Source organism: Mycoplasma haliaeeti, from assembly GCF_048284645.1.
In the GTDB taxonomy this organism is placed as follows: domain Bacteria; phylum Bacillota_I; class Bacilli_A; order Mycoplasmatales; family Metamycoplasmataceae; genus Mycoplasmopsis.
On sequence record NZ_JBLWAB010000011.1, the window covers coordinates 1 to 21,414 of the forward strand.

Here is a 21,414-nt window from a genome sequence, read left to right on the forward strand (position 1 = left end):
TTCAAAAAAAAAAAAAAAAGAAGCCACCAGCAGCTCTAGCTGGTAGTACAATTGGTTCAAATCCTACTAATTTTATTAAGTAATTGTCTAGTTAAATAAAACAGCAAAATATAAAAACCCAGTACCATAAGGCACTGAGTTAATATATTAATCATTTACTACAGTAGGCACGTTTTTAAGTTTATCTGTTCCATCAAAAGCAACATCGTGAATATATTTTGCACTAGGTAATGATACTGAAGTAAGGCTTGTATCATCGGCAAAAGCTCTTGCACCAATATATGTTGCCTTTGGGAATGAAATAGTTTCCAAAGCTGTATTTTTTTCAAAAGCATAATCTTCAATTCTTGTAACATTAGGTGCTTGAATTGTTGTTAAACTAGAATCATTTTGAAATGCATGAGCTTGAATACTAATTGCACTTGGAAATGTAATTGAAGTTAAATTTTTAGCATTTTGAGCTAAGCTTTCTGTAATATTAGTTACTTTACTAAATGAGAGTGAAATGATCTTATCGTTATCTTTAAAAACACCTCCAATTATGCTTGTTATTTCATCATCTTTAATATCGCCACTGGCATCAGTTCATTTTGCTAGTATTGTGTTAAATACAAGTTTATTAGCTAGTTTAGGTGTAGTATCAAAAGCAAATTTATCAATTGATTTAACTAGTGGTAGATTAATTTTTTCCAAACTTGTTGCATTGCTAAAAGCATATTCACCTACAGTTGTAACTTTAGGTAAGTCAAGTTCTTTTAAGCTACTTGCACCATAAAATGCTGAATTTCCTATAATTTCAACTTTAGGTAAAGAAACTGCTGTTAAATTTGTAGCATTATTGAATGAATAATAATCTACTTTAGTTGCATTAGGTAATGAAATAGAAGTAATATCCTTATTTTCATTAAAGACATTACCATATACTTGCTTAATTGTGTCATCTTCAATTACACCTTTAGCATTTGGGTATTTAATTAAAATACCATTAACTACTAATTTGTCAGTAATTTTAGGGAAGATGTTTCTTTCATTTAGACCAAAGGCTTCAGGTTGAATATTTTGCAAATTAGGGAATGAAATCCCGGTAATATCTTGTGTATTTAAAAAGGCATATTGAGCAATTTGAGTAATAGTATTATCTTCTAGATTACCAGAAGCATTATCTCATTTAACTAGCATTCCATTTAGAACCACTTTATCATCCACTAAATTTTTAAAAAGTCAATCTCTTTGAGTATTAAATAATCTAAATATGTGACCATAAGTATTTTGCAACTTAGGCATAATTAATTTAGTTATTTTAGCAGCACTTTCGCCTAAATATCCAGTGCAAATTGTTGTGGTATCTGGACAAGATAAAGTTATATCAGTACTTTGATATTTAAAAAGTTCATTTAGCTGTGTAATAAATGATGATAATAAGTCATAATCAACTGTAGGTGCATTAGCAATAGTAAGTACTTTAGTTTCTTTATTAAAGTCCATTTTAATATTAGGATCACTACTTTTTAAAGCAATTACATTAGGATCTTGTTGCTTAGAACCTTTACCATCTCCAGTTCCACTTCCAGGGTCTACTGTAGGTTTTAAATCTGCTTTATCATTGTTACATGAACTAGCAATAAGTGGTAAAGTGGCAAGACTTGATACCGATGCTAGAGTTAGTAATATGTATATTTTATTATGTTTCATATAATCTCCTTTAAAGGCAGATATTTTGGACATAAGACAATTAGAGTTATTAATTATTATCTGTCTTTATATTATTATTTCAAATTCTCATAATTGTTTTAATACTTCTAGTGCTATAGCATAGCGATGTAAACTTTTCTTTAGTAAAACTTATAGTTTAATTAACTTTCTTTTACAAATAAAGTTTTGGCACGCTAGGAAGCAATTAAAGTAATTGAATAAAGTAAGATATTTAAGTCAAGCTATCTAGTATAGGATAGTAAGTAAAAACCCAGTACCATTGGTACTGAGCTTATAGAGCTAATTTTCATTTACTGTAGGCTTATTAGTTAGTTTAGGTGTGTTTTCGAATGCATTATTAGCAATATATTTTGCTTTTGGAAAATCAGCTTTTGCTAAATTAATATTATTTAAAAAGGCATTTGGACCAATTGCTATTACATTAGGGAAAGAAACTTCAAGTAAGTTTAAATCATCTTTGAAGGCATATGCACCAATTGCTATTACATTAGGCATATTTATAAAAGTCAATTTTTTTAAATCACTAAATGTTCGCTCATCAATTTCTTTGATACTACTTAATGAAATAGTTTCTAATGAAGGTAAATTATGGAAAGTATAATGATCGACTGATAATAATCCATCCATTTTTATAGCTCTTAATCCATAATTGTTATCAAAAATACTATGAGTTAATTTTTTTACTTTTGGTAATTCAACATAAGCTAAGTTGCTTGCATTAGCGAAAGCATATTCTCAAACACGAGTTACATTAGGGAATATTGCACTAGTGATTTTGTCATTATCCGCAAAAACATTTGCATAGATTCCCTTAATGCTATCATCTCTAATTTGGCCAACAGCATTGTCTCATTTAACTAAAATGTTATTTATTATTACTTTTCCAGTTAAACTGTCTGTATTATCAAAAACATGTAATCCAATATTTTCGATATTTGGTAAGCTAACACTAGTAAGTTTGCTTGCACCAGCAAAAACCTCATTAGCAAGGCTAATTACATTAGGGAATGATACTGAAGTTATTTCTTTATTATCTTTAAATACACCAGAGGCGATTGATGTGATATTTTCATCACTAATAGCACCAGTGGCATCACTTCATTTAACTAAGGTACCATTTATAACAACCTTGCCTTTTAAGCCATCAGTATTAACAAAGGCATCAGGACTAATGCGTGTTGCTTTGGGGAAACTTATGGTAGTCAATTTACTTGTACCTTCAAAAGCATTATCTCCAATATATGTCACATTAGGGAATGACACTGAAGTTAAGTTTGTTGCACCTTCAAAAGCACGCTTTCCAATACTTGTAACATTAGGGAATGAAACTGATGTTAGGCTTGTTGTACCTTTAAAAGCACCATCTCCTATATTTGTTACATTAGGGAATGACACTGAAGTAATGTTTTGATTATTAGCAAAAGCTTCAGTGTAAATAGTTTTTATACTTGGATCGCTAATAACTCCACTAGCATTTTCTCACTTAACTAAAGTACCATTTATAACAACCTTGTCAGTTAATTGAGGTGTATTTGTAAATATAGATTCGCCAAGTTCCTCTACATGTGGTAAAGAAATAAATTTTAAATTATTCATACCTGAAAATGCTAAATCTCCAATGTATTTAGCGTTTGATAATGCTACTGTTTCTATACCTGCAGAAGAAAATGCTCCACGTCCCACTTTTTCAACCTTAGGGAAGCTAATTCATTCAAGCTTTTCTGTTCCGTGAAATGCATCATCTCCAATATATGTCACATTAGGGAATGAAACTGATGTAATATTTTTGTTAAAACTAAAAGCTTGATCACAAATCATTTTTACATCATTATCTTGAATATCTCCATTTGCATCTGTTCATTTAACTAAGTTATCTCCCAAAATAATCTTTCCCTTTAATTTTCGGGTTAGTATAAATGCATTCGAAGCTACAGTTGTAACTTTTGGAAAACTAATGGACTCTAAATTACTGCAACCACCAAATGCAGCATTTCCAATTTCGGTTACATTAGGGAATGAAACTGATGTAATATTTCTATCCTCTATGAAAGCACATGAAGCTATCTTAGTTACTTCAGAGTCTTCAATTTGACCAGTAGCTCCTGGTCATTTGATTAAAATTCCATTAAGTACAATTTTTGAATTAATTTGAGGGAAAATTGTTCTTAGATCATTGTTTGGATGCTCAAAGGCACTAAAATCTACATTTTCTAAATTAGGTAAGTCAATTCCAGTTACATATGCAGTTTGATTAATTGCAAATGGAACTATTTCAGTAATTGTTGAATCCTTCATTTCTCCAATTGGGTTATTTCATTTAAATAAAATACCATTTTGTACAACTTTATTATCTTCTAAGTTTCGACTTAATCTGTTGTCAAACATATGACTACCAGTGAAAATATTTTTATTAACTACTTTTTCAATTTTTGGTAAATCGAGTTTAGAAATGATAATTTTTGTATCTATAGTTCCTGGAATAACTTTAGTTTCAGGACAAGATAAAGTAATATGATCTACATCAGCTTTTTTTAAGTTTTCTAGTTGTTCAAAAGCATACTTAAACATTGGTTCAGTAATTACTTCAGTGTCTGGAATAATTAATTTTTTTGCATTATTATCATATTTAATTTCAGTCTTTTTATTTCCATCATCATAGACAAAAGTGGTTATATCACTATTTACTTCAGGTGTTACAACAGGGGTATCTATTGTTGGAGAAAGTTTAAGAGCATCAATTAAGCTAGATAAAGCTTTTGTTTCATTGATTAGTAAAGCTACATTTGATTGTATGCTTGCTTCTAATGCTTCATATTGAGGTTTTAGTACAGCTTTAATAGCTTCATAATTTGCAGCTTGTGGTAAAAGTTCATGAGCTTTTGCTACAGCAGCACTTTTTAGCTCTGGTAAGAAAGCTTTTAATTGCTTAATTGCTTCCATTTGTGAGCTATCAGAAGCAATTTGTACTTGTTTAATCTTATTTGCAAGTGTGGTAATTTCGCTATTGAAAAATTGACTCATACCATTAATAAAGCTATCTAAAACTTCTATATTCTTAGTTGTTTCATTAACTTTTAATGAATTAAATATTTCTTGGCCAACATTTGCAATTTCTGTTGCTTTAGAAATTAAGATGTCGGCAATTGTATTTTTAATAGATAGCATTTTTTCTGCATTTAAGTAAGCTTTTACTTGTTCAATTCCTCTTGTAGCTGCTTTATTTTGAATAGCTTTATTCAAAATGTCAGCTAAAACATCATTGAGACTTAAAGCTACAGCACGATAGAGTGCACTTACAGTATCAAATTGTGAATTAGGAAGTGAGCTTTCAACAGCTTGTAGGACAGCTAAATTTTCTTTAGCAAGCCCGTTGGCTACTTCTGTTGCATAGTTATTTATAGCATTAACTTGTTCAGGTTTTAAGGTTGGATTTTGCGAAATAGTATTATAAGCTGCCATTACAGCTGGAATAATAGTATCTGCAGATTCTTTAGATGTTTTTGTAATTGGAACAATTGGGTTTGCTTTTAAAAATCCAGTAATTGTCCCATTTTTTACTATGCTTAAGTCGGCATAGCGTTTTGATCGCACTATAAATTTAAATTCTAATGTCCCAGAAGTATTATTAGCGTTAAAGTATTGAATAGTTTTTATTGTTGTTTTAGTGTTTTTTCCGGGAGCTAAGCTTAATTTGGTATTAACTGGTGTACTAATGTCCACTAGATCAATATCAAATAACTCTTTATCATATCCAGAAAAGATAATTTCATTTTTTGTTATGTTTGAAGCAAGTGTTTGCGCCTTATTTATTGAAGGCATTATGTCATATTTAACATTCGCTTCTGCTTGCTGTAGTTTTGCTTTTTGGTCTTGATAATTTCTTTGATTATAATAGACTACACTTGGTATAGTAACTGCTGCAGAACCAATAGCAATTCCTCCAACTACAACTAGTAAGAATTTTCCTGCTTTGTTCATTTTTCCTTCTTTTACATATGAGAATTTATTTTTAATATTAATTCAGATATCAATTAATATTTTTGATATGAGAATTAATTGCATACTAAAATAGTTTTTTTCTATTGCATTACTAATTTTTAATACATTACTATGCCTATTGAGTATTTTGATCCTAAGTTAAATCAAAAACGACTTGTGCTAAGGCAAAAAAAGTAAAAATATCAAAAGTTAATAGTGCTAGTTAATCTTACAAATTATTAGTGCTTTAACTGTCTCCTTTCAACATAATATTATTTATCTATATTTTAATTATATTATTTTTTGAAAAATAATATATATCGACTTATTTTCCTAGGAATGAGCTGTAAAATAGATCTATTTTGTTTCAACTAAAAAATAGAAAAATAGTAAATAATGCAGTTAGATCTAGAAGTAAACCGGAATCTATCTACCTTAAATTGAATATGAGTATTATGAAAGGATTAGATATTTCAATATCAGTAGCAAAACTTAAAGTCATTATAAAAGCAGTAAATCATTTTTCATTACTATTTAAAAATACATTTACAAAATGAATGCTTTATTGTCGAAATTTAAACACAATAAGAGAAAATAAAAAAAGACAATGCAAGAACTTTTCGATCGTCTTAAAACATTGTCTTCTAATATAAAAAGTGATATTTACATTGAATAAATATCTCTTATATTTTACTATTTTTATTTGTCTAAGTACGACAATATAGAGATTATTTACAATAAAAGTTAGTTTCTTATTTGGACATATGATTTAAATAAATAAGTTATAGAGGTATTGGTAGTAAGTAGCATTCTTTTAAATTAATTATTTTGACTATAGGCTAGTTCATTAGATTTTTATTATGTGGTCTTATTGAAGCTGATGTATAGAAAAAAGCTGACAAATTTCTTGTCAACTTATTGAATTATGATTTATTTGATAATGAGTTTGTATTGCAAACCTAACTTTGAAAGCTAGTTTTTAAAATCTTATTAAATTAAGGATTTATTATAGGTATATTTTTTAATTTTGGGGTGTAGTCAAAAGAAGTTGGTGAAAGGATTTTAACCTTAGGGGCATACACCGAAGTTAAATTAATATCGTTACCAAAAGCGTAAGATTTAATTTCAAGTACTTCTGGGAATGATGCTGATTTTAGATTCTTGTTATTTTTGAATGCATATTCTCCAATAAAAGTTACATTAGGGAATGAAGCAGACACTAAAGATTCTGCATTGGCAAAGGCTGAACTGTTTATTTCATTTACTTTAGGAGCAAAAATTAATTTTAATCCCTTAGCATTCATAAAAGTTCTTTGATTTATTTTAAGAAGTTCTGGGAAGTTAAGTGTTTCTAATGCTGAATCATAAGCAAAGGCTTCTGAATCAATTTCAATAACTTTTGGAGCAATAATTGACACTAAATTTGTGTTTTTCTCAAATGAAGATCTACCAATTTTTTCAACTTTTGGCAATGAAATAGTTGTTAAATTTTCCAATCCTTGGAAAGCTCAATCTTTAATGTTGATTACATTAGGTAAATTAATAGATGCAATTTTTTTCGAACCTTGAAAGGCAGAATGTCCAACACTAATAGCATTAGGGAAAGAAATAGAAGTAATATTATCGTTATTTATAAATACTTTATCAGTAATTATTGATATTGTATCATCGCTTATATCACCACTAGCGTTATCTCATTTTGCTAAAAAGCCATTTAGTATAATCTTGTCAGGAAGTTTTGGAGTATTTTTAAATATGTCTCCACCTGATAATTTTTCAATTTTTGGGAATGATATTTCTGCTAAATTAGTTGCTCCGTTGAAAGCTGAATCTTCAATTTCAATAACTTTTGGAAAGATTGCGGAAGTTAAACTAGTTGCATCTTCAAATGCCTCACTACCTATATAAGTAACATTAGGAGCAAATACTGTTGTTAAATTGCTTGTACCTCTAAATGCTGATGCTGGAATATATTGCATTTTAGGTAGCTTGATATCCACTAAACTTGAAGCATCATAAAATGCAGCAGTCCCAATATTTGTTGCTTGTGGTAAGTCAATTGTGGTTAATTTTATTGTTTCGCTAAATGCTTGGTCTCCTATGTTTGTTGCTTTAGGCAATTCAACTGAAGCTAAATTTGTTGCTTTATAAAATGCTCTATTTCCAACATTTGTAACATTAGGTAAAGCAACTGAAGCTAAATTTGTTGCACCTTCAAAAGCACTATCTCCAACATTTGTAACATTTGGGAATGAAATAGAAGTTATATTGCTGTTATCTTTAAATGCATTTGCCGCAATTTTAGTAATATTTTCATCACTAATATTACCACTTGCATCACTTCATTTTACTAGTGTAGTTCCTCAAACAATTTTTCCTAATAATTTTGGAGTATTACTAAAAACATCGTTTCCTATATTTTTAATTGCTGGAAAGTCCACTTTATTAAGAGAAATATTATCGCTGAATGCATAATCTCTTATTTCAGTAACTTTAGGGAAAATTGCTGAAGTTAAATTTCTAGCTCCTGAAAAAGCATGATTTTCTATAATTTCTGCCAATGGGAATGACACGGATATTAGACTACTTGCATTTTGAAATGAATCTGCTCCAATATATACTGCGTTAGGAAAATTAATTGATTTTAATTTTTCTGCATTTTTAAATGCTTCAATTCCAATGCTAATTACATTAGGGAATGATACAACCTCAAGATTTATATCATCCATAAATGCTGATCTTTCAATTGTTTTAGCACTAGGAAAATCTATAATTTTTAACTCTGTATTTAATGCAAATGCAAGTTCTCCAATATTTATTGTTTTTGGTAAATGCACAGTTGATAAATTACGCATTCCCATAAAGGCTGCAAGCCCAATATCTGTTACATTAGGGAATGAAACTGATGTAATATCATTTTGACCCATAAATACACCAGCAGCAATTTTTGTGATTTTGTCATCATATAAATCACCAGTTGCATTTTCTCATTTGGCTAAAATGTTATTCAAAACGATTTTGTTATCTAATTTTTCAGTATTGCCAAATACTCTGCTTCCAAGCGATTCAACTTTTGGGAAGTTTATTGAAGTTAAATTTTTACTTCCATGAAAAGCTTCATCTCCAATACTTGTTACATTAGGGAATGATACTGATGTAATATTTTGATTATTTTCGAAAGCATAATTATAAATTTTAGTAATATGATTATCTTTAATATCACCTGCTGCTTCAGGTCACTTGATTAAAATGTCATTTAAAACCACTTTTGACTTGATAAGAGGGAATAAATTTTCAATTGATGATGCACTTCTAAAGGCATGACTAGAAATATTTTTTAAATTTGGAAGATTTATTGAAGTAATTTTGCTTGTATCTCCAAAAGCGCCAGGCATAATTTGAGTAATTGATTCGTCATAAATATCACCACTAGCATTTTCTCATTTGAAAAGAATTCCATTTTGCACCACTTTATCATCTTGAAGTCCTCAGATTAAGGCTCCTGGGCTCATTATTCCTGGTTCTTCAACATAAGTTACTTTTTCTAACTTAGGTAGATTAATCTTTGCTATTCTATTATATGTAGGATTGTATAGAGGGAATACCTTTGCATCAGGGCAATCTAATATAATGGGTTTATTGATATGTTGACTATTTTTCTTGGCCACTAAATTTAATATAGAACCTAGGTCCTTTTCTGTAACAGTTTCGATATCTTTAATCACCAGCTTACTATCATTAGCATTAAATTTAACCTTAGCTTTATTTTCTCCAGAACTATAATCAAATTCGACAATATTATTTTTGTCTATCGGTTTTTCAATTGGCTTTTCAATTGGTTTTTCTTTTTCAGGATTAATTGGTTTAATAATAACATTATCTTTTAATGTTTTAAAACCATCTAAAATGCAAGATTTTATTTCATATAGGTCACTATATTTTTTAGATTGAATTCTATATTTAAAATGTAATGTTCCATTATTGTCGTTAGCAGTAAAATATTGAACTTTAGCATTTGAATTTTTAACCGCATTTTTAGAAGCTATATTTAGTTCACGATTCAATGGGGTATTAACATCAACTAGCGAAATAGTGAATAAAGAGTCATCATAGTTTTTAAACACAATATCACTAGGAATGATCTTAGAAGCATACTTTTCACCTTTATTTATAGAACTATTTAGTGATACAATTACTTGTTTTTCAGTATCTTTTAATTTTGTTTGTTGATCTTGATAATTTTTGTGATTTTTATAAACAACACTTGGAATCGCAATAATAGCAGATCCAGCAACAAGTCCACTTGTGACTATTATTATGTACTTTGCAATTTTGGTCATTTTGTCCTTTCACAGCTATTTAAATAAAAAGCATTATTAATAACAATACTTATATTTAAATAGTTTTTTATTTTCTATCACACTTTAATTATATTCTTTTTTAAAAACTAAATGATTTTGCCATTTTTATACAACTGTAAAATGAACAGCTAAATTTCCACTTTCAGGTAAACAGTTGTATTCCACTTTTTAATTTATTTTTTGATATTAAAAATAATTATCAATAATGCCTAATTTAATTGAAATAAAAATTAAAATAACTGTCAAAATAAAGGATCAAATTAAATGTTATATAAATAAAATAAAGAAATTATAGGAAAAGAGCATATAACTCCTTAAAGTCTAAAAAAATAGGTCAAAAATTCATGCTATACAATATATGAATTTCAAATATTTTTTTAAAAACAAAAGTGGTAATTTAACTCTTCAAGATACAACATAATTTGGCAAAACTTATTTCAACTGATTGCATTTAATAAGAAATAACAAGCTGGATTAGTTTTTGTAAATTATTTAATCTTTTATGCTAGTAGAGTAATGAAAAAGTTAAAAAAATAATTATTTTTTATGTTAAAAAATAACTTTTTAGTCCAGAATATTATGTTAAAATATCAACGTCTATTTTTCGTACAAATCAAAAAATGATAAAATAATATTGAATAAACATAAAGGAGTTATTATGTCATCAAAAACAACATGCAAAGATTTAAGTAAAAAGTCTTGATCAGAATCTAAAGCTCAAATGAAACGTGGAAACTTATTGATGTTAGCAATTGGTTTCTTACTTGGAGGAGTTTTTACAGCATTAGTAGCATCATTTGCAAATGATATTATTATGGCTGCTATTACTACAGCATTTGGTAAAACACCAGATACATGAGTAGTAGCTAAAAAAGCTGATGGAACAGGTGGAATCTTTATTGGTAAATTCTTAGCTGCATTAATTCAATTCATTATTGTATCTGCAGTAGTATTTGGAATTTTATACTTCTACTTCTTAATCAGAAACTACAGAGCATACCGTAAAGAACTTAAAAACCCAGTTGTTGAAGCACCAGCAGCACCTGCACCTGCTCCTACAACAGAAGAATTAATCTTAGCAGAATTAAAGAAATTAAACTCAAACGTTGATGAATCTAAATCACTATTCAACGTAAAATAACATATAATATTTGCACTATTTGCTTCTTGCAAGTAGTGTTTTTTATATTACTTGAGTATATGATAAAATTAAACTAGATTAATTATTACTGTACATTCGCGTATTTCAAGCTATAAAAAGCTTTTGTCACAGTAAGATAGTTATAAAAATTTAAGAGGATAATATGGAAGAAATTCAAAACCAAGATGCTAGTTTAAAAGCTCAAACATTGCTAGATAAAGCACTAAGCAAGTATTGGAATATAATAATGATTAGAGCACTTCTAGTGCTTCCAGTTCTTTTAGCAGTATTTGCTATTATTTCACTGGTAAAATGAAGTACTATTGCTGGATGAATCTTGCTTGCTGCTTGCCTTATTTGTTTAGTTTGCTACTGAATTTATTCAACATTTAGAATAAATCCAGCAATTGATTCAATGCAAAAGCAACTAGATACTTATAAGCCTTATTTTAAGGAATATTACTTAAAATTATCAAAATTAAACAAGTTTATTTTTAAGTATTTCTTTGTTGTAGAACTATATGACCAAGAGCAAGTTAATGAACTTTTAAACGAGCCCGCAAACAAGCAAGAAAATAATAATGATCAGGCAAATAAGGAGTAATTATGGAACAATTAAACGAATTACAAGAAGAAAACTACTTAAAAGCTGAAAGATGACTACTACAATCTTTTAAGTTTTATAAAAAGAACTTGCTAATAAAAGTGCTTTTGGTTCTTCCTTTTGCACTTGTTTGTGTCGCAACATTTCTAGCTGTATATCAAAGTCAATTGGCATATTTGGCCTTAATTCTGATTGCAGCTATTATAGCAATTGCTCATATTTGTTATATTGTCTTAGCTATCAATCCTGCAATTCAAAGATCAGCTCATTTTTTAGATCAATACAAGTCTCAAATGGCTAAGTTTTATGAAAGCAAAAAGTTAAATTGATTTAATAGAATAATCTTTAAAGACTTTTTCTTAGTGGAAATGTATGGTCTATTTGAGCCGAAATCTATTTTAAAATATCCTGAACAATATGAAATTTCTAAGCACAATTCAAATGAAGAAATAACCTATGATAATGAAAAAAATGAATTAGAGTCTAATGAAGAAAATTTTGAAAGTGAAGTGAAATAAATAACCAAGAAAACAAGTAAATTTATATCTTAAAATCAAATATCCAAGTTAGGATATTTTTTTCTATTTTTACCTATAGTTGCATTTTTCTAGCTTATAATTTCACACTCTTTAGGCTGAAAAATTCTAAATTATAATATAATTTAGAAACTAAATAAGGAGCACATATGCAACAACAAAAAAAATCAAGAAGAGAAATGAGAAAAACAGTTATTGCTGTTTTATATAAATACGAATTATTAGAAGAACCAATCAAAGTTGAAGAAGCTTTTGAAGAATTCTTTTTAGATAGAGAAGAGCTATTAAGATTAGAATTAATTGCCAAAAACTATGCATTCTTACGTAAATCATTAAATGCATTATTAAATAAAAACTGAAAATGAGAAAGAATCTCACCATTAATTAGAGCAATCATCTTAAATGGAGCTTTTGAACTATATAACACTAACCCAAAAATCGTTATCAATGAAGCCATTGAAATAACTAAAATTTATTTCCCTAAAGATCTCCCTGATCAACCAGCTACATTACAAGGTAAGCAATACAAATTTGTTAATGCTATCTTAGAAAATTATTTAAAACTAATTCAAACTTTTGAATTAGCTGAAAAGTTAGAAGAACAAGCAAATCAAAACAATGAGTAAGAGAAACAATCGCAGATTGTGATCTAAGATAGTTTTATCTTTTGCTTATAAATCACATTATCATGGAATTTTAAGCAAAATTAATTACACATATAAGCAATTTCATGAGATGCATTTGCTATCACATGAACAACTAGAAAAATTTGAAACTAAAAAATTTGCTGAACGTAGTAAGAATTTAAATGAGTTTATTGACAATTTTAATCAAGATTTAGAATTTTATCCTGAAGTAACCCAAGTTCAAAAAGAAATGATTTATAACTTCTATTATTACTTATTTTATGATTTATTCATTAAGTACTATGATCGTGATGAATTAGAGGTTAAAAACTTCTTAGGCGAAGTCTTTAAAACAATTGATCTTGACAAAGATAAAAAAGTGCGTAAGCAACAATTTCAAATTATTGTCAATAAAATCAAACGTGAATATTATTATTTATTCCTTGACGAATTTCAAAAAATGCCAGGCTATAACACTACTTTAAGAGCAATTTTAAGAAAGGTCCTATAATGAATCAAAATGACATTCGCAAACATTTTCCAATTCTAGAAAAGATTACTTATTTTGATTCAGCTGCTTTAGTACTGAAACCTAAAGAAGCTAGTGATGCAATTTATGATTACTATTGCAATAAGTCAATTTCTTCTCGTACTGCAGATACTCCTTTAGGAAATGAAGTTAATTCAACTATCTCTCGAGTACGTAGTAAAGTAGCTAACTTATTACAAGCTAAGGAAAATGAAATAATTTTTACTAGTGGAACAACTGAAAGCATTAATCTTTTTGTTAATATGTTTCAAGCTTTACTTCAACCTGGAGATGAAATCTTACTTAGTGCCTATAATCATTCATCTAACTTAATTCCATGAATTGAAATGAGTAAAAAAGTGGGCGCTAAAGTAGTAATTTCTCAAGACATTTTAGTTGGCATTAATGTCAAAACTAAAATAGTAGCTCTTAGTCATGAAACTAATAATTTTAATCAACATTTTGATATAGCAGCTATTGCTACAAAAGCTCATCAATATGGTGCTTTCTTATTTGACGATGCTGCTCAAGCTATTTCGCATGAACCTGTTTCATTGCGTGTAGTTGATGCTATTGCTTTTTCAACTAATAAGTTTTATGGGCCTACTGGTATGGGAGTGCTAGCAATTAGCCAACACTTACTAGCTAAGCTCAAGCCAGTTAAATTTGGTGGAGGATCAGTTAACGCCATTGATACTAATGCTTGCTGAGATCCTAAACAAACTATAGCTGCCTATGAACCTGGAACTCCTGATATTGCTGGCTTTTTCATGTTTGATAAAGCACTAGATTTCTTTGCTCAAGTTGGATATAAACAAACTCAAGAAATCTTATTTAGCTTATCAACTTACTTACATCAATCTTTAGCTAGCTTACCTAATGTAACAGTTTATACTAAGGCTGGTGATAATATTGCTCTAATTAATGTCAATGGAATTAATGCTCAAGATGTAGCAACCTATCTAGGAAGCAAAAACATTTATACGATAGCCGGTATCTTTTGTGCCCCTTACTTAAGAAATATTCAAGATACTTATTCTTTCTTAAGAATTTCACTTGGAATTTATAATACAAAAGCAGATATCGATAAGTTAGTACAAGAATTAAAAAATGGAGGTGATTTTTATGCATTTTAATCAAAATGAAGCTAGAGAAATAATCATGAATCACTATATGAATCCAGTCAATAAAGTAGCTTTAAATGGTGATTTTATCACTTGCTATAGTAATACATGTTCAGATAAATTAGAATTACAAGTAACTTGAGAAAATGATAAAGTAACTCAAGCTAAATTTAATGGACATGGATGCGCTGTCTTCATGGCTGCTACTGATATTTTTCTTAGTTTAATTGTTGGCAAAAGCAAAGCTGAAATCGCCACACTAGTTAATACCTTTAGTCGCTTTGTAGCTCAAGAACCACTTGAAGAAGCTGCGATTGCTTCACTTGGTGATTTATGAGCATTCTATAACGTTAAAACACATTTAAATCGAGTAGCATGTGCTTTATTAACTCCAAATACTTTCATTAATGAATAAACCTATTTTATTTCATATTGATTTTGACTGTTATTTTGTTTCGGCTGCTCGAACAATTCAGCCAGAATTAAATAATAAACCTGTAGCAATTTCTCGCTCTTCAGCGCATGCAATTGCTGTTTCTGTTTCATATGAATTAAAAAATAAAGGCATTAAGGCAGGGATGAAGAATTTTGAAATACTTGCCTTAGAGCCTGGCACCATTATAGTTCCAAGTAATATGGCTTTATACGAGGAACTCTCAAGCAAGATTTTTGAATATCTTGCTACCACTTATACTGGAAATATCCAAATTGCTTCAATAGATGAATGCTATATGGATGTTACTGATCTAGTTGCAAAACTTGGAATAAAACCTGTACAACTAGCTCAAAAGCTACAAAGAGATATTATGTCCAAATTTAGAATTCCAATTACGATCGGAATCTCACATAATAAATTTGCAGCTAAAATGACTACCAACATTTCTAAACCATTTGGAATTGGCTATACCACTGAGCAAAACTTCGCTAGCCATTTCTTTGATTTAGATATTGAAAAGTACCATGGGATAGGTAAAAAAACAGCTACTAAATTACGTCAAGTCAACATCAATACCATTGGTCAACTAGCAAGTAAAAAAGTTAGCGATCTAGAAATTAGTGCCATCTTTGGGCGCATTGGCCAAGATATCTTACGTAACTTAGACCCATATGTTTATGAACATATTACCTTTAAAGACGAAAAGGCCTTAGGTATAGGCAACGAAATCACTTTTGAGCATTATGATATGCCTTATGAAATGAAAATTGAATATTTAGACTCATTATGTAATAAGGTTTCTGCTCGTTTAATTGAAGAAAATTTAGCTGGTAATGTTATTGCCTTAACAATTCGTTTTAAGTCTAAAAAATGAACCACTAAGCAAGTTAAAATTGCCTCTTATATTAATTCTGCTAGTGATCTATACAAAATTATTTATAACATCTTTATCCATAATTTTGCTGAAAGCGAATTTATTGGACTAGGAGTTAGAGTTACAAATTTAATAGACTTAAATAATATGTATTTACCAATGAGCTTAATTAATAATATTAAGCCTAATATAGAAGATAATATGATTAAAGAGGTAATTGCGGAAATTCAAGGTCTGTTTGCTAATCCAACATTAAAAGTATTGACTGAAGAAGAAATAAAAAATAGCAATTTACATAAAGGTGCTTATCGCTTTAAGAAAATGCTATTTAGAAAGTAGGAACTATGAAAATAGGAATTTATGGTGGATCATTTGATCCAATACACAAAGGACACATTAAGACTGCTCGTTATGTAATTAATAAGCTTGGGCTTGATAAATTATTAATTGTGCCAGCTGCTACTTCACCTTTTAAAACTAAAGGTAAGAAAGCTAGTGGTCAAGATCGTCAAAATATGGTGCAATTAGTACTGGAAGACAAAATGGAATTATGCGATTTTGAACTAAAACGTGGGGGAGTTTCTTACACAATTGATACAGTTCAATATTTAGCTAATAAATATCCAGGTGCTGAGCTTTATTTAATCGTTGGAAGTGACTTAGTACCAAATATTTCAGGCTGAAAAAATATCGAGCAAATTGCTAGCTTAGCAAAAATTACTGTAGTGCGTCGTAATAGCAAAATTAATAAAGTTAATATTAAGAAATATAATGGTATATTACTTGATAATCCTATTTTTGAGGCTTCTTCAACTGACTTTAAAAAAGGAATGTTTAATTTAGTTGATGATAAAGTAGCTCAATATATTGCTGCTCATCATCTTTATTTAGAACAACTAGTGCACAATACTTTATCAGCTAAACGGGCAAAGCATTGTGTTTCTACTGCTTCATTTGCAGCAGAATTAGCTAAAGCTCATGGACTTGATGCTAAACAAGCCTATTTAGCAGGTTTATTACATGATATTGCTAAAGAATTTAGTGATGAGCAAGTACTTTATTTAATTAATAAATATGAGCCTCAATTAGCAGATAACTTATTGCCTTATAAGTATCATCAAACAGCTGGATATATCTGGGTTAAATATGGATACAAGCTCCCAGATGAAGCAATTGCACAAGCAATCTTATGCCACACTTCAATGCGTGACAATATGACTTGACTTGATAAGGTGCTTTTTATAGCAGATAAAATCTGTGAAGGAAGAAGATACCCAGGTATCCAACAAACACGTAAATTATGCTTTGAAAATTTAGAAGCAGGATTTGCACAAGTTGTGCAAGAAACTTATCAATATAACCTTGATAAGGGAGTAGTTTTTACGCCAGATCAAGCAAAACTTTATAATAAATATAGAAATGGAAACAAATAATATGGTTAAAGAAGAAAGAATTCAAAAACTCCTTTCTCAAGCAGGAATTGCTTCAAGAAGAGAAGCAGAAAGCATGATACTATCTGGTAGAGTAAAATTAAATGGGCGTATTGCTCAATTAGGTGATAAAGCTACTTTTGCAGATACAATTTTAGTTGATAATCAACCAATTCAAGGACAAGAAGAAAAGGTTTATTTTGTACTAAATAAACCTCCTAAAACAGTATGTACATTAAAAGATAATTTTAATCGTACCATTGTAACTGATTTAATTGATACCCCTTATCGTATCTTCCCAGTTGGAAGACTTGATTATGATACTACTGGAGTATTAATTTTAACTAACGATGGAGAATTAGCAAGTAAACTTACACACCCTTCTTATGGTGTAGTTCGTGTATATCGTGCTAGATTAAATGAACCATTAGACAAACGTCAAATGGCTAAATTAAACAAACCAGTAATGATTAATGGTACTTGATCAAAGCAAGATGTAATTCAAGCTGATGTTAAAAGTTACTTTGTAGTTTTAACTCAAGGTACCTACCACCACGTTAAAGAACTATTTAAAACTGTGGATCGTCAAGTAATCAACCTTAAAAGAGTTGAATATGGTGGAATTACATGCAAAAACATCCCAGTTGGAATGTATCGCCCATTAACAATTAAAGAAGTTAAAACTCTTTATAGTTTAGTTAAAAACCCTAAAAAGGAACAATAATTTTAATCTTAAGCTAGCTAATGCTGGCTTTTATTATACTTTTGTCCCTTGGACAAGGCTAAATTAAATCAAAAGAGATTTTTAATAGCATTCTTTATGTAGCATTAAAGTTCCTTGAATAATAAAGCCAACCACCTTATTATTTAGTAGTTGGCTCTTCATTATTTTGCTCTTTTTTATCCGCTATTGCTTGTTGCAGTTTAGAATATCCATAACTCATTCCAAAAAACAATATCATAAGAATATAGAAACCTCTAGCAATAAAGTTTAATGATAAGTAATATTCAGCTGCTTTATCATAATTATCATTATAGGTCTCACGGAATTTATTTATGTAGAATAATGTTCCAGTTCTAATGAGTGCAGGTACCAAAATTAATATAGCTCCACAAATTAAAAAAGTCATATATCTATCATCATCTATTTGTGCTGTGCTTCCTAATATAACTAAAGTTAGCCCTGTAATAATGCAAGCAAGCATTAATATGAATAATATATTAAAAATAAAAAAGATTCTTTTATTTGCTTTTTCAAACATATATCTCCTTATATATTAATGCTATTATTATAATTTATTTTTTATAGCAGCTTGCTAAATAGTATGACTTTAAGCAGCTGGCTTAAACCTTAAATGTGGAAACTTTCAAAAGTTTGTTCCATTTTCTTCTGTTTTTTTTTTTTGTAAATTAGTTATAGGAGAATTTTAAATTTAGCAAATAAAATAAAAAAGACATTTATTTTTAGGACTAAAAAGAGAATCTTTTATGCTTTCCATAGTAAATTTAAAATTATTCCTTTATATTGAACATAATAATTTTGCATTATGAGAGAGGAATTTATGCACAAAAATAAGAAAATATTTATAGGTGCCTTAGTAGGGACTGCTATTTCTCTACCTTTAATATCAGCATCTTGTGGAAGTGATAAAGAAAGCAAGATTTCTGAATTAAAAAAGGAGATTAAGGCTTTAAACGATCAAATCTCTGCCTATAAAGGACAAGATCTTGAAAATAAGGCTAATGAGCTAAAAACTCTATTAGACAAAAAAACAAATGAATTAAATAATGCAGTGAATGATGCTATAAATAATAAGAAAAAGTCGGAAGAAAAGATTAAGGAAAAAGAAGTAGAAATTAATAATGTAAAAAACATAAATAAAGATTTAAAGGCTAAAATAGAAGAAAAAGAATTGGCTCTAAGTTCTGCTAATAAGTTAAATAAAGATTTAAAGGCTAAAATAGAAGAAAAAGAAGACCAATTAAATAAAAATATCAAGGAAAAAAATAAACAAATAGAAAATTTAGAAAAAATCATTGACAGTACTATCCCGAAAGAAAATATTGAAAATAACACAATTAGTTTTTCATGTTTATTGAGTTCCGATAAGAAAATAGATGTTTTATATAATAAAAGCAATAAAAGTCTTTCCTTGATTGGCGCAGCAAAAATAGATAATAATTTACTTACAACTATTGATAATAAATTATCTAAATTTCTAAGACAAAGACATTTAGTTAAACTGATTTCTAATGACACAATCACAATAAACCCTTACATTGGACACCTGAATTGTATATCTATTATAGATATAGAGGTTCCAAACCTAAAAGAAGTTGAAGATACTTCTAATAGTGGTTTAAATAGTTTATTTAATGGCTTAGAAAAAGGCAAAGTGGTCCAAAATGGAATTCTTTTAAAATGAACTGGTGCATCAGATGAAATAAATGATGATCAAGTTACAGGAATAGCTCCTGAAGTATTTTTAAATAATAAAAATATTACTTCTGCTAGTTTTATTAATGTCAAAAAAATAGGATCAAACAGTTTCGAAGGGTGCTCTAATATAAAAGCTATACATTTTCCTAATGTAATAACTATAGGAAAAAATGCTTTTAAGGGAAACGAAAATTTAAAAACAGCTATTTTTGATAAAGTTGAAACCATTAATGATTCAGCATTTGAAAATAATGAAAACTTGGTAACTGCATTCTTTCCTAAAGCAATAGCAATTGGTAATGATGCTTTTAAAAACACTAGCAATTTAATTGCTACAAATTTCGATAAGTGCCAATCCATAGGGGATAAAGCATTTTTAGGTGCAACTAAATTATCATCAATTAATTTACCAAATGCAACTTCAATTGGTAATAGTTCATTTGCTGATAACACCTCTCTTGAGAGAATTCAATGCCCTAATGTTATAAGTATAGGAAGTGAAGCTTTTTATAATACTGCATTAATAAATATATCATTACAAAAGCTAACAAAACTTGGCGAATCTGCTTTTAGTTCCTCTAAACAGTTAGAAGCAGTAGATTTCCCATTATTAGCTCAAATTAATGGCAACACTTTTAGTTATTGTGAAAATTTATCTTCAGTAAGAATACCAAATACTCTAATTATTGGTAAAAATGCGTTTTCTAATACGACTAGTTTGCATGCAATAGAACTAAATAATGTTTTAAAAATAGAAGCCAGAGCTTTTGAGAATTCTGGACTTGAAAATATTGATTTTAGTAAGTTGGAATATGCAGGAGAAGAAGCATTTAAAAATAACAAAAAGCTAACAGTAGTAACACTACCAAATGTTACTGTAATACATGCCAAAGCCTTTGAAAATAATACTTCTTTAGAAACAATAAACATTCCAAATGCTGAATATATTGACAATGAAGCTTTTTATCACGCTTCTAATATTAGTGAAATATCATTGCCAAAAGTAAAAAGTATTGGATATGCATCATTTTCTTATATTGATCAGCTAAAATCATTTATTGCTCCTGAACTATCAATAATTAGTGACTCCGCCCTGTCTAATAATAGTAATTTAATAAATGTAGAAATTCCAAATGCAGAAATCATTGGTTCTTACGCGCTTAGCAATAATTCATCTTTAGCCACGGTTACAATGAATAAAAAAATCCAATTAGGAATAAATGCTTTTTACAATACTCCTGAATTTAAAAGTAAAATAGTAGTTAATGGTAAACTAATTAAATGAAATGGTGCTAGTGGTAATATTGTTGATGATACTATTACAAGTATAGCTGATGGAGTATTTAGAGATAATAAAAATATTTCATCAGTTTCTTTCCCTAATGTCACAAGTATCGGTGATGCAGCCTTTAGTGGCGCAACAAACTTAACATCAGTTTCTTTCCCTAATGTAACAAATATAAGAAAAAATACATTTCAAGGTGCAACAAATTTAACATCAGTTTCATTCCCTAATGTAACAAGTATTGGGGAAAGTGCTTTTGCAGGTGCAACAAATTTAACATCAGTTTCATTCCCTAATGTAACAAGTATAGGAAGAGAAGCTTTTAAAGGTGCAACAA

Annotated in this window: 15 protein-coding genes; 11 read left to right on the forward strand and 4 right to left on the reverse strand. The window is 28.9% G+C overall.

Annotated features, from left to right (window positions below; genetic code table 4):
• Window positions 1-147 precede the first annotated feature (147 nt).
• The 3 genes from ACNQ2T_RS03035 to ACNQ2T_RS03045 all read right to left on the reverse strand — a co-directional run bounded on the left by ACNQ2T_RS03035 (window position 148) and on the right by ACNQ2T_RS03045 (window position 10,031).
• Window positions 148-1,692, reverse strand: coding sequence for a leucine-rich repeat protein (locus ACNQ2T_RS03035; RefSeq protein WP_418035947.1), 1,545 nt, complete (start codon window positions 1,690-1,692; stop codon window positions 148-150).
• A 300-nt stretch (window positions 1,693-1,992) separates the two neighbouring features.
• Window positions 1,993-5,691: a leucine-rich repeat domain-containing protein gene (locus tag ACNQ2T_RS03040; RefSeq protein ID WP_418035948.1), complete on the reverse strand. Its 3,699-nt coding sequence runs from the start codon at window positions 5,689-5,691 to the stop codon at window positions 1,993-1,995.
• A gap of 995 nt (window positions 5,692-6,686) precedes the next feature.
• Complete coding sequence (locus ACNQ2T_RS03045) at window positions 6,687-10,031, reverse strand: leucine-rich repeat domain-containing protein (RefSeq protein ID WP_418035950.1); 3,345 nt, start codon at window positions 10,029-10,031, stop codon at window positions 6,687-6,689.
• Window positions 10,032-10,710: 679 nt separating this feature from the next.
• On the opposite strand from ACNQ2T_RS03045, the gene ACNQ2T_RS03050 reads away from it, so the two are divergent.
• The 10 genes from ACNQ2T_RS03050 to ACNQ2T_RS03095 all read left to right on the forward strand — a co-directional run bounded on the left by ACNQ2T_RS03050 (window position 10,711) and on the right by ACNQ2T_RS03095 (window position 18,076).
• Window positions 10,711-11,193: a large conductance mechanosensitive channel protein MscL gene (locus tag ACNQ2T_RS03050; protein ID WP_416755785.1), complete on the forward strand. Its 483-nt coding sequence runs from the start codon at window positions 10,711-10,713 to the stop codon at window positions 11,191-11,193.
• 163 nt (window positions 11,194-11,356) lie between these two features.
• Window positions 11,357-11,797, forward strand: coding sequence for a hypothetical protein (locus ACNQ2T_RS03055; RefSeq protein WP_416755784.1), 441 nt, complete (start codon window positions 11,357-11,359; stop codon window positions 11,795-11,797).
• A 2-nt stretch (window positions 11,798-11,799) separates the two neighbouring features.
• A complete protein-coding gene (locus tag ACNQ2T_RS03060) occupies window positions 11,800-12,315 on the forward strand; it encodes a hypothetical protein (protein ID WP_418035951.1) in 516 nt (171 codons plus the stop codon).
• Window positions 12,316-12,482: 167 nt separating this feature from the next.
• Window positions 12,483-12,959: a transcription antitermination factor NusB gene (locus ACNQ2T_RS03065; protein ID WP_416755781.1), complete on the forward strand. Its 477-nt coding sequence runs from the start codon at window positions 12,483-12,485 to the stop codon at window positions 12,957-12,959.
• Window positions 12,952-13,470: a hypothetical protein gene (locus ACNQ2T_RS03070; RefSeq protein WP_418035953.1), complete on the forward strand. Its 519-nt coding sequence runs from the start codon at window positions 12,952-12,954 to the stop codon at window positions 13,468-13,470. Before ACNQ2T_RS03065 ends, ACNQ2T_RS03070 begins: the two co-directional genes overlap by 8 nt.
• Window positions 13,470-14,624, forward strand: coding sequence for an aminotransferase class V-fold PLP-dependent enzyme (locus ACNQ2T_RS03075; RefSeq protein WP_418035955.1), 1,155 nt, complete (start codon window positions 13,470-13,472; stop codon window positions 14,622-14,624). Before ACNQ2T_RS03070 ends, ACNQ2T_RS03075 begins: the two co-directional genes overlap by 1 nt.
• Window positions 14,614-15,027: an iron-sulfur cluster assembly scaffold protein gene (locus ACNQ2T_RS03080; RefSeq protein WP_418018136.1), complete on the forward strand. Its 414-nt coding sequence runs from the start codon at window positions 14,614-14,616 to the stop codon at window positions 15,025-15,027. The genes ACNQ2T_RS03075 and ACNQ2T_RS03080 overlap by 11 nt, the downstream gene beginning before the upstream one ends.
• Complete coding sequence (locus ACNQ2T_RS03085; RefSeq protein WP_418006312.1) at window positions 15,020-16,261, forward strand: Y-family DNA polymerase; 1,242 nt, start codon at window positions 15,020-15,022, stop codon at window positions 16,259-16,261. Before ACNQ2T_RS03080 ends, ACNQ2T_RS03085 begins: the two co-directional genes overlap by 8 nt.
• A gap of 5 nt (window positions 16,262-16,266) precedes the next feature.
• Window positions 16,267-17,355, forward strand: a complete 1,089-nt coding sequence (locus ACNQ2T_RS03090) for a nicotinate-nucleotide adenylyltransferase (protein ID WP_418019948.1) — start codon at window positions 16,267-16,269, stop codon at window positions 17,353-17,355.
• Window positions 17,342-18,076, forward strand: coding sequence for a pseudouridine synthase (locus ACNQ2T_RS03095; RefSeq protein WP_418006314.1), 735 nt, complete (start codon window positions 17,342-17,344; stop codon window positions 18,074-18,076). The genes ACNQ2T_RS03090 and ACNQ2T_RS03095 overlap by 14 nt, the downstream gene beginning before the upstream one ends.
• Before the next feature lie 139 nt (window positions 18,077-18,215).
• Here ACNQ2T_RS03095 and ACNQ2T_RS03100 read toward each other — a convergent pair whose 3' ends face one another.
• Window positions 18,216-18,614 (reverse strand): hypothetical protein, encoded by a 399-nt coding sequence (locus ACNQ2T_RS03100; protein WP_418035957.1) that lies wholly within the window; start codon window positions 18,612-18,614, stop codon window positions 18,216-18,218.
• 300 nt (window positions 18,615-18,914) lie between these two features.
• Here ACNQ2T_RS03100 and ACNQ2T_RS03105 point away from each other — a divergent pair.
• On the forward strand, window positions 18,915-21,414 hold a 2,500-nt coding region (locus tag ACNQ2T_RS03105; protein WP_418035959.1), incomplete at its 3' end, for a leucine-rich repeat protein.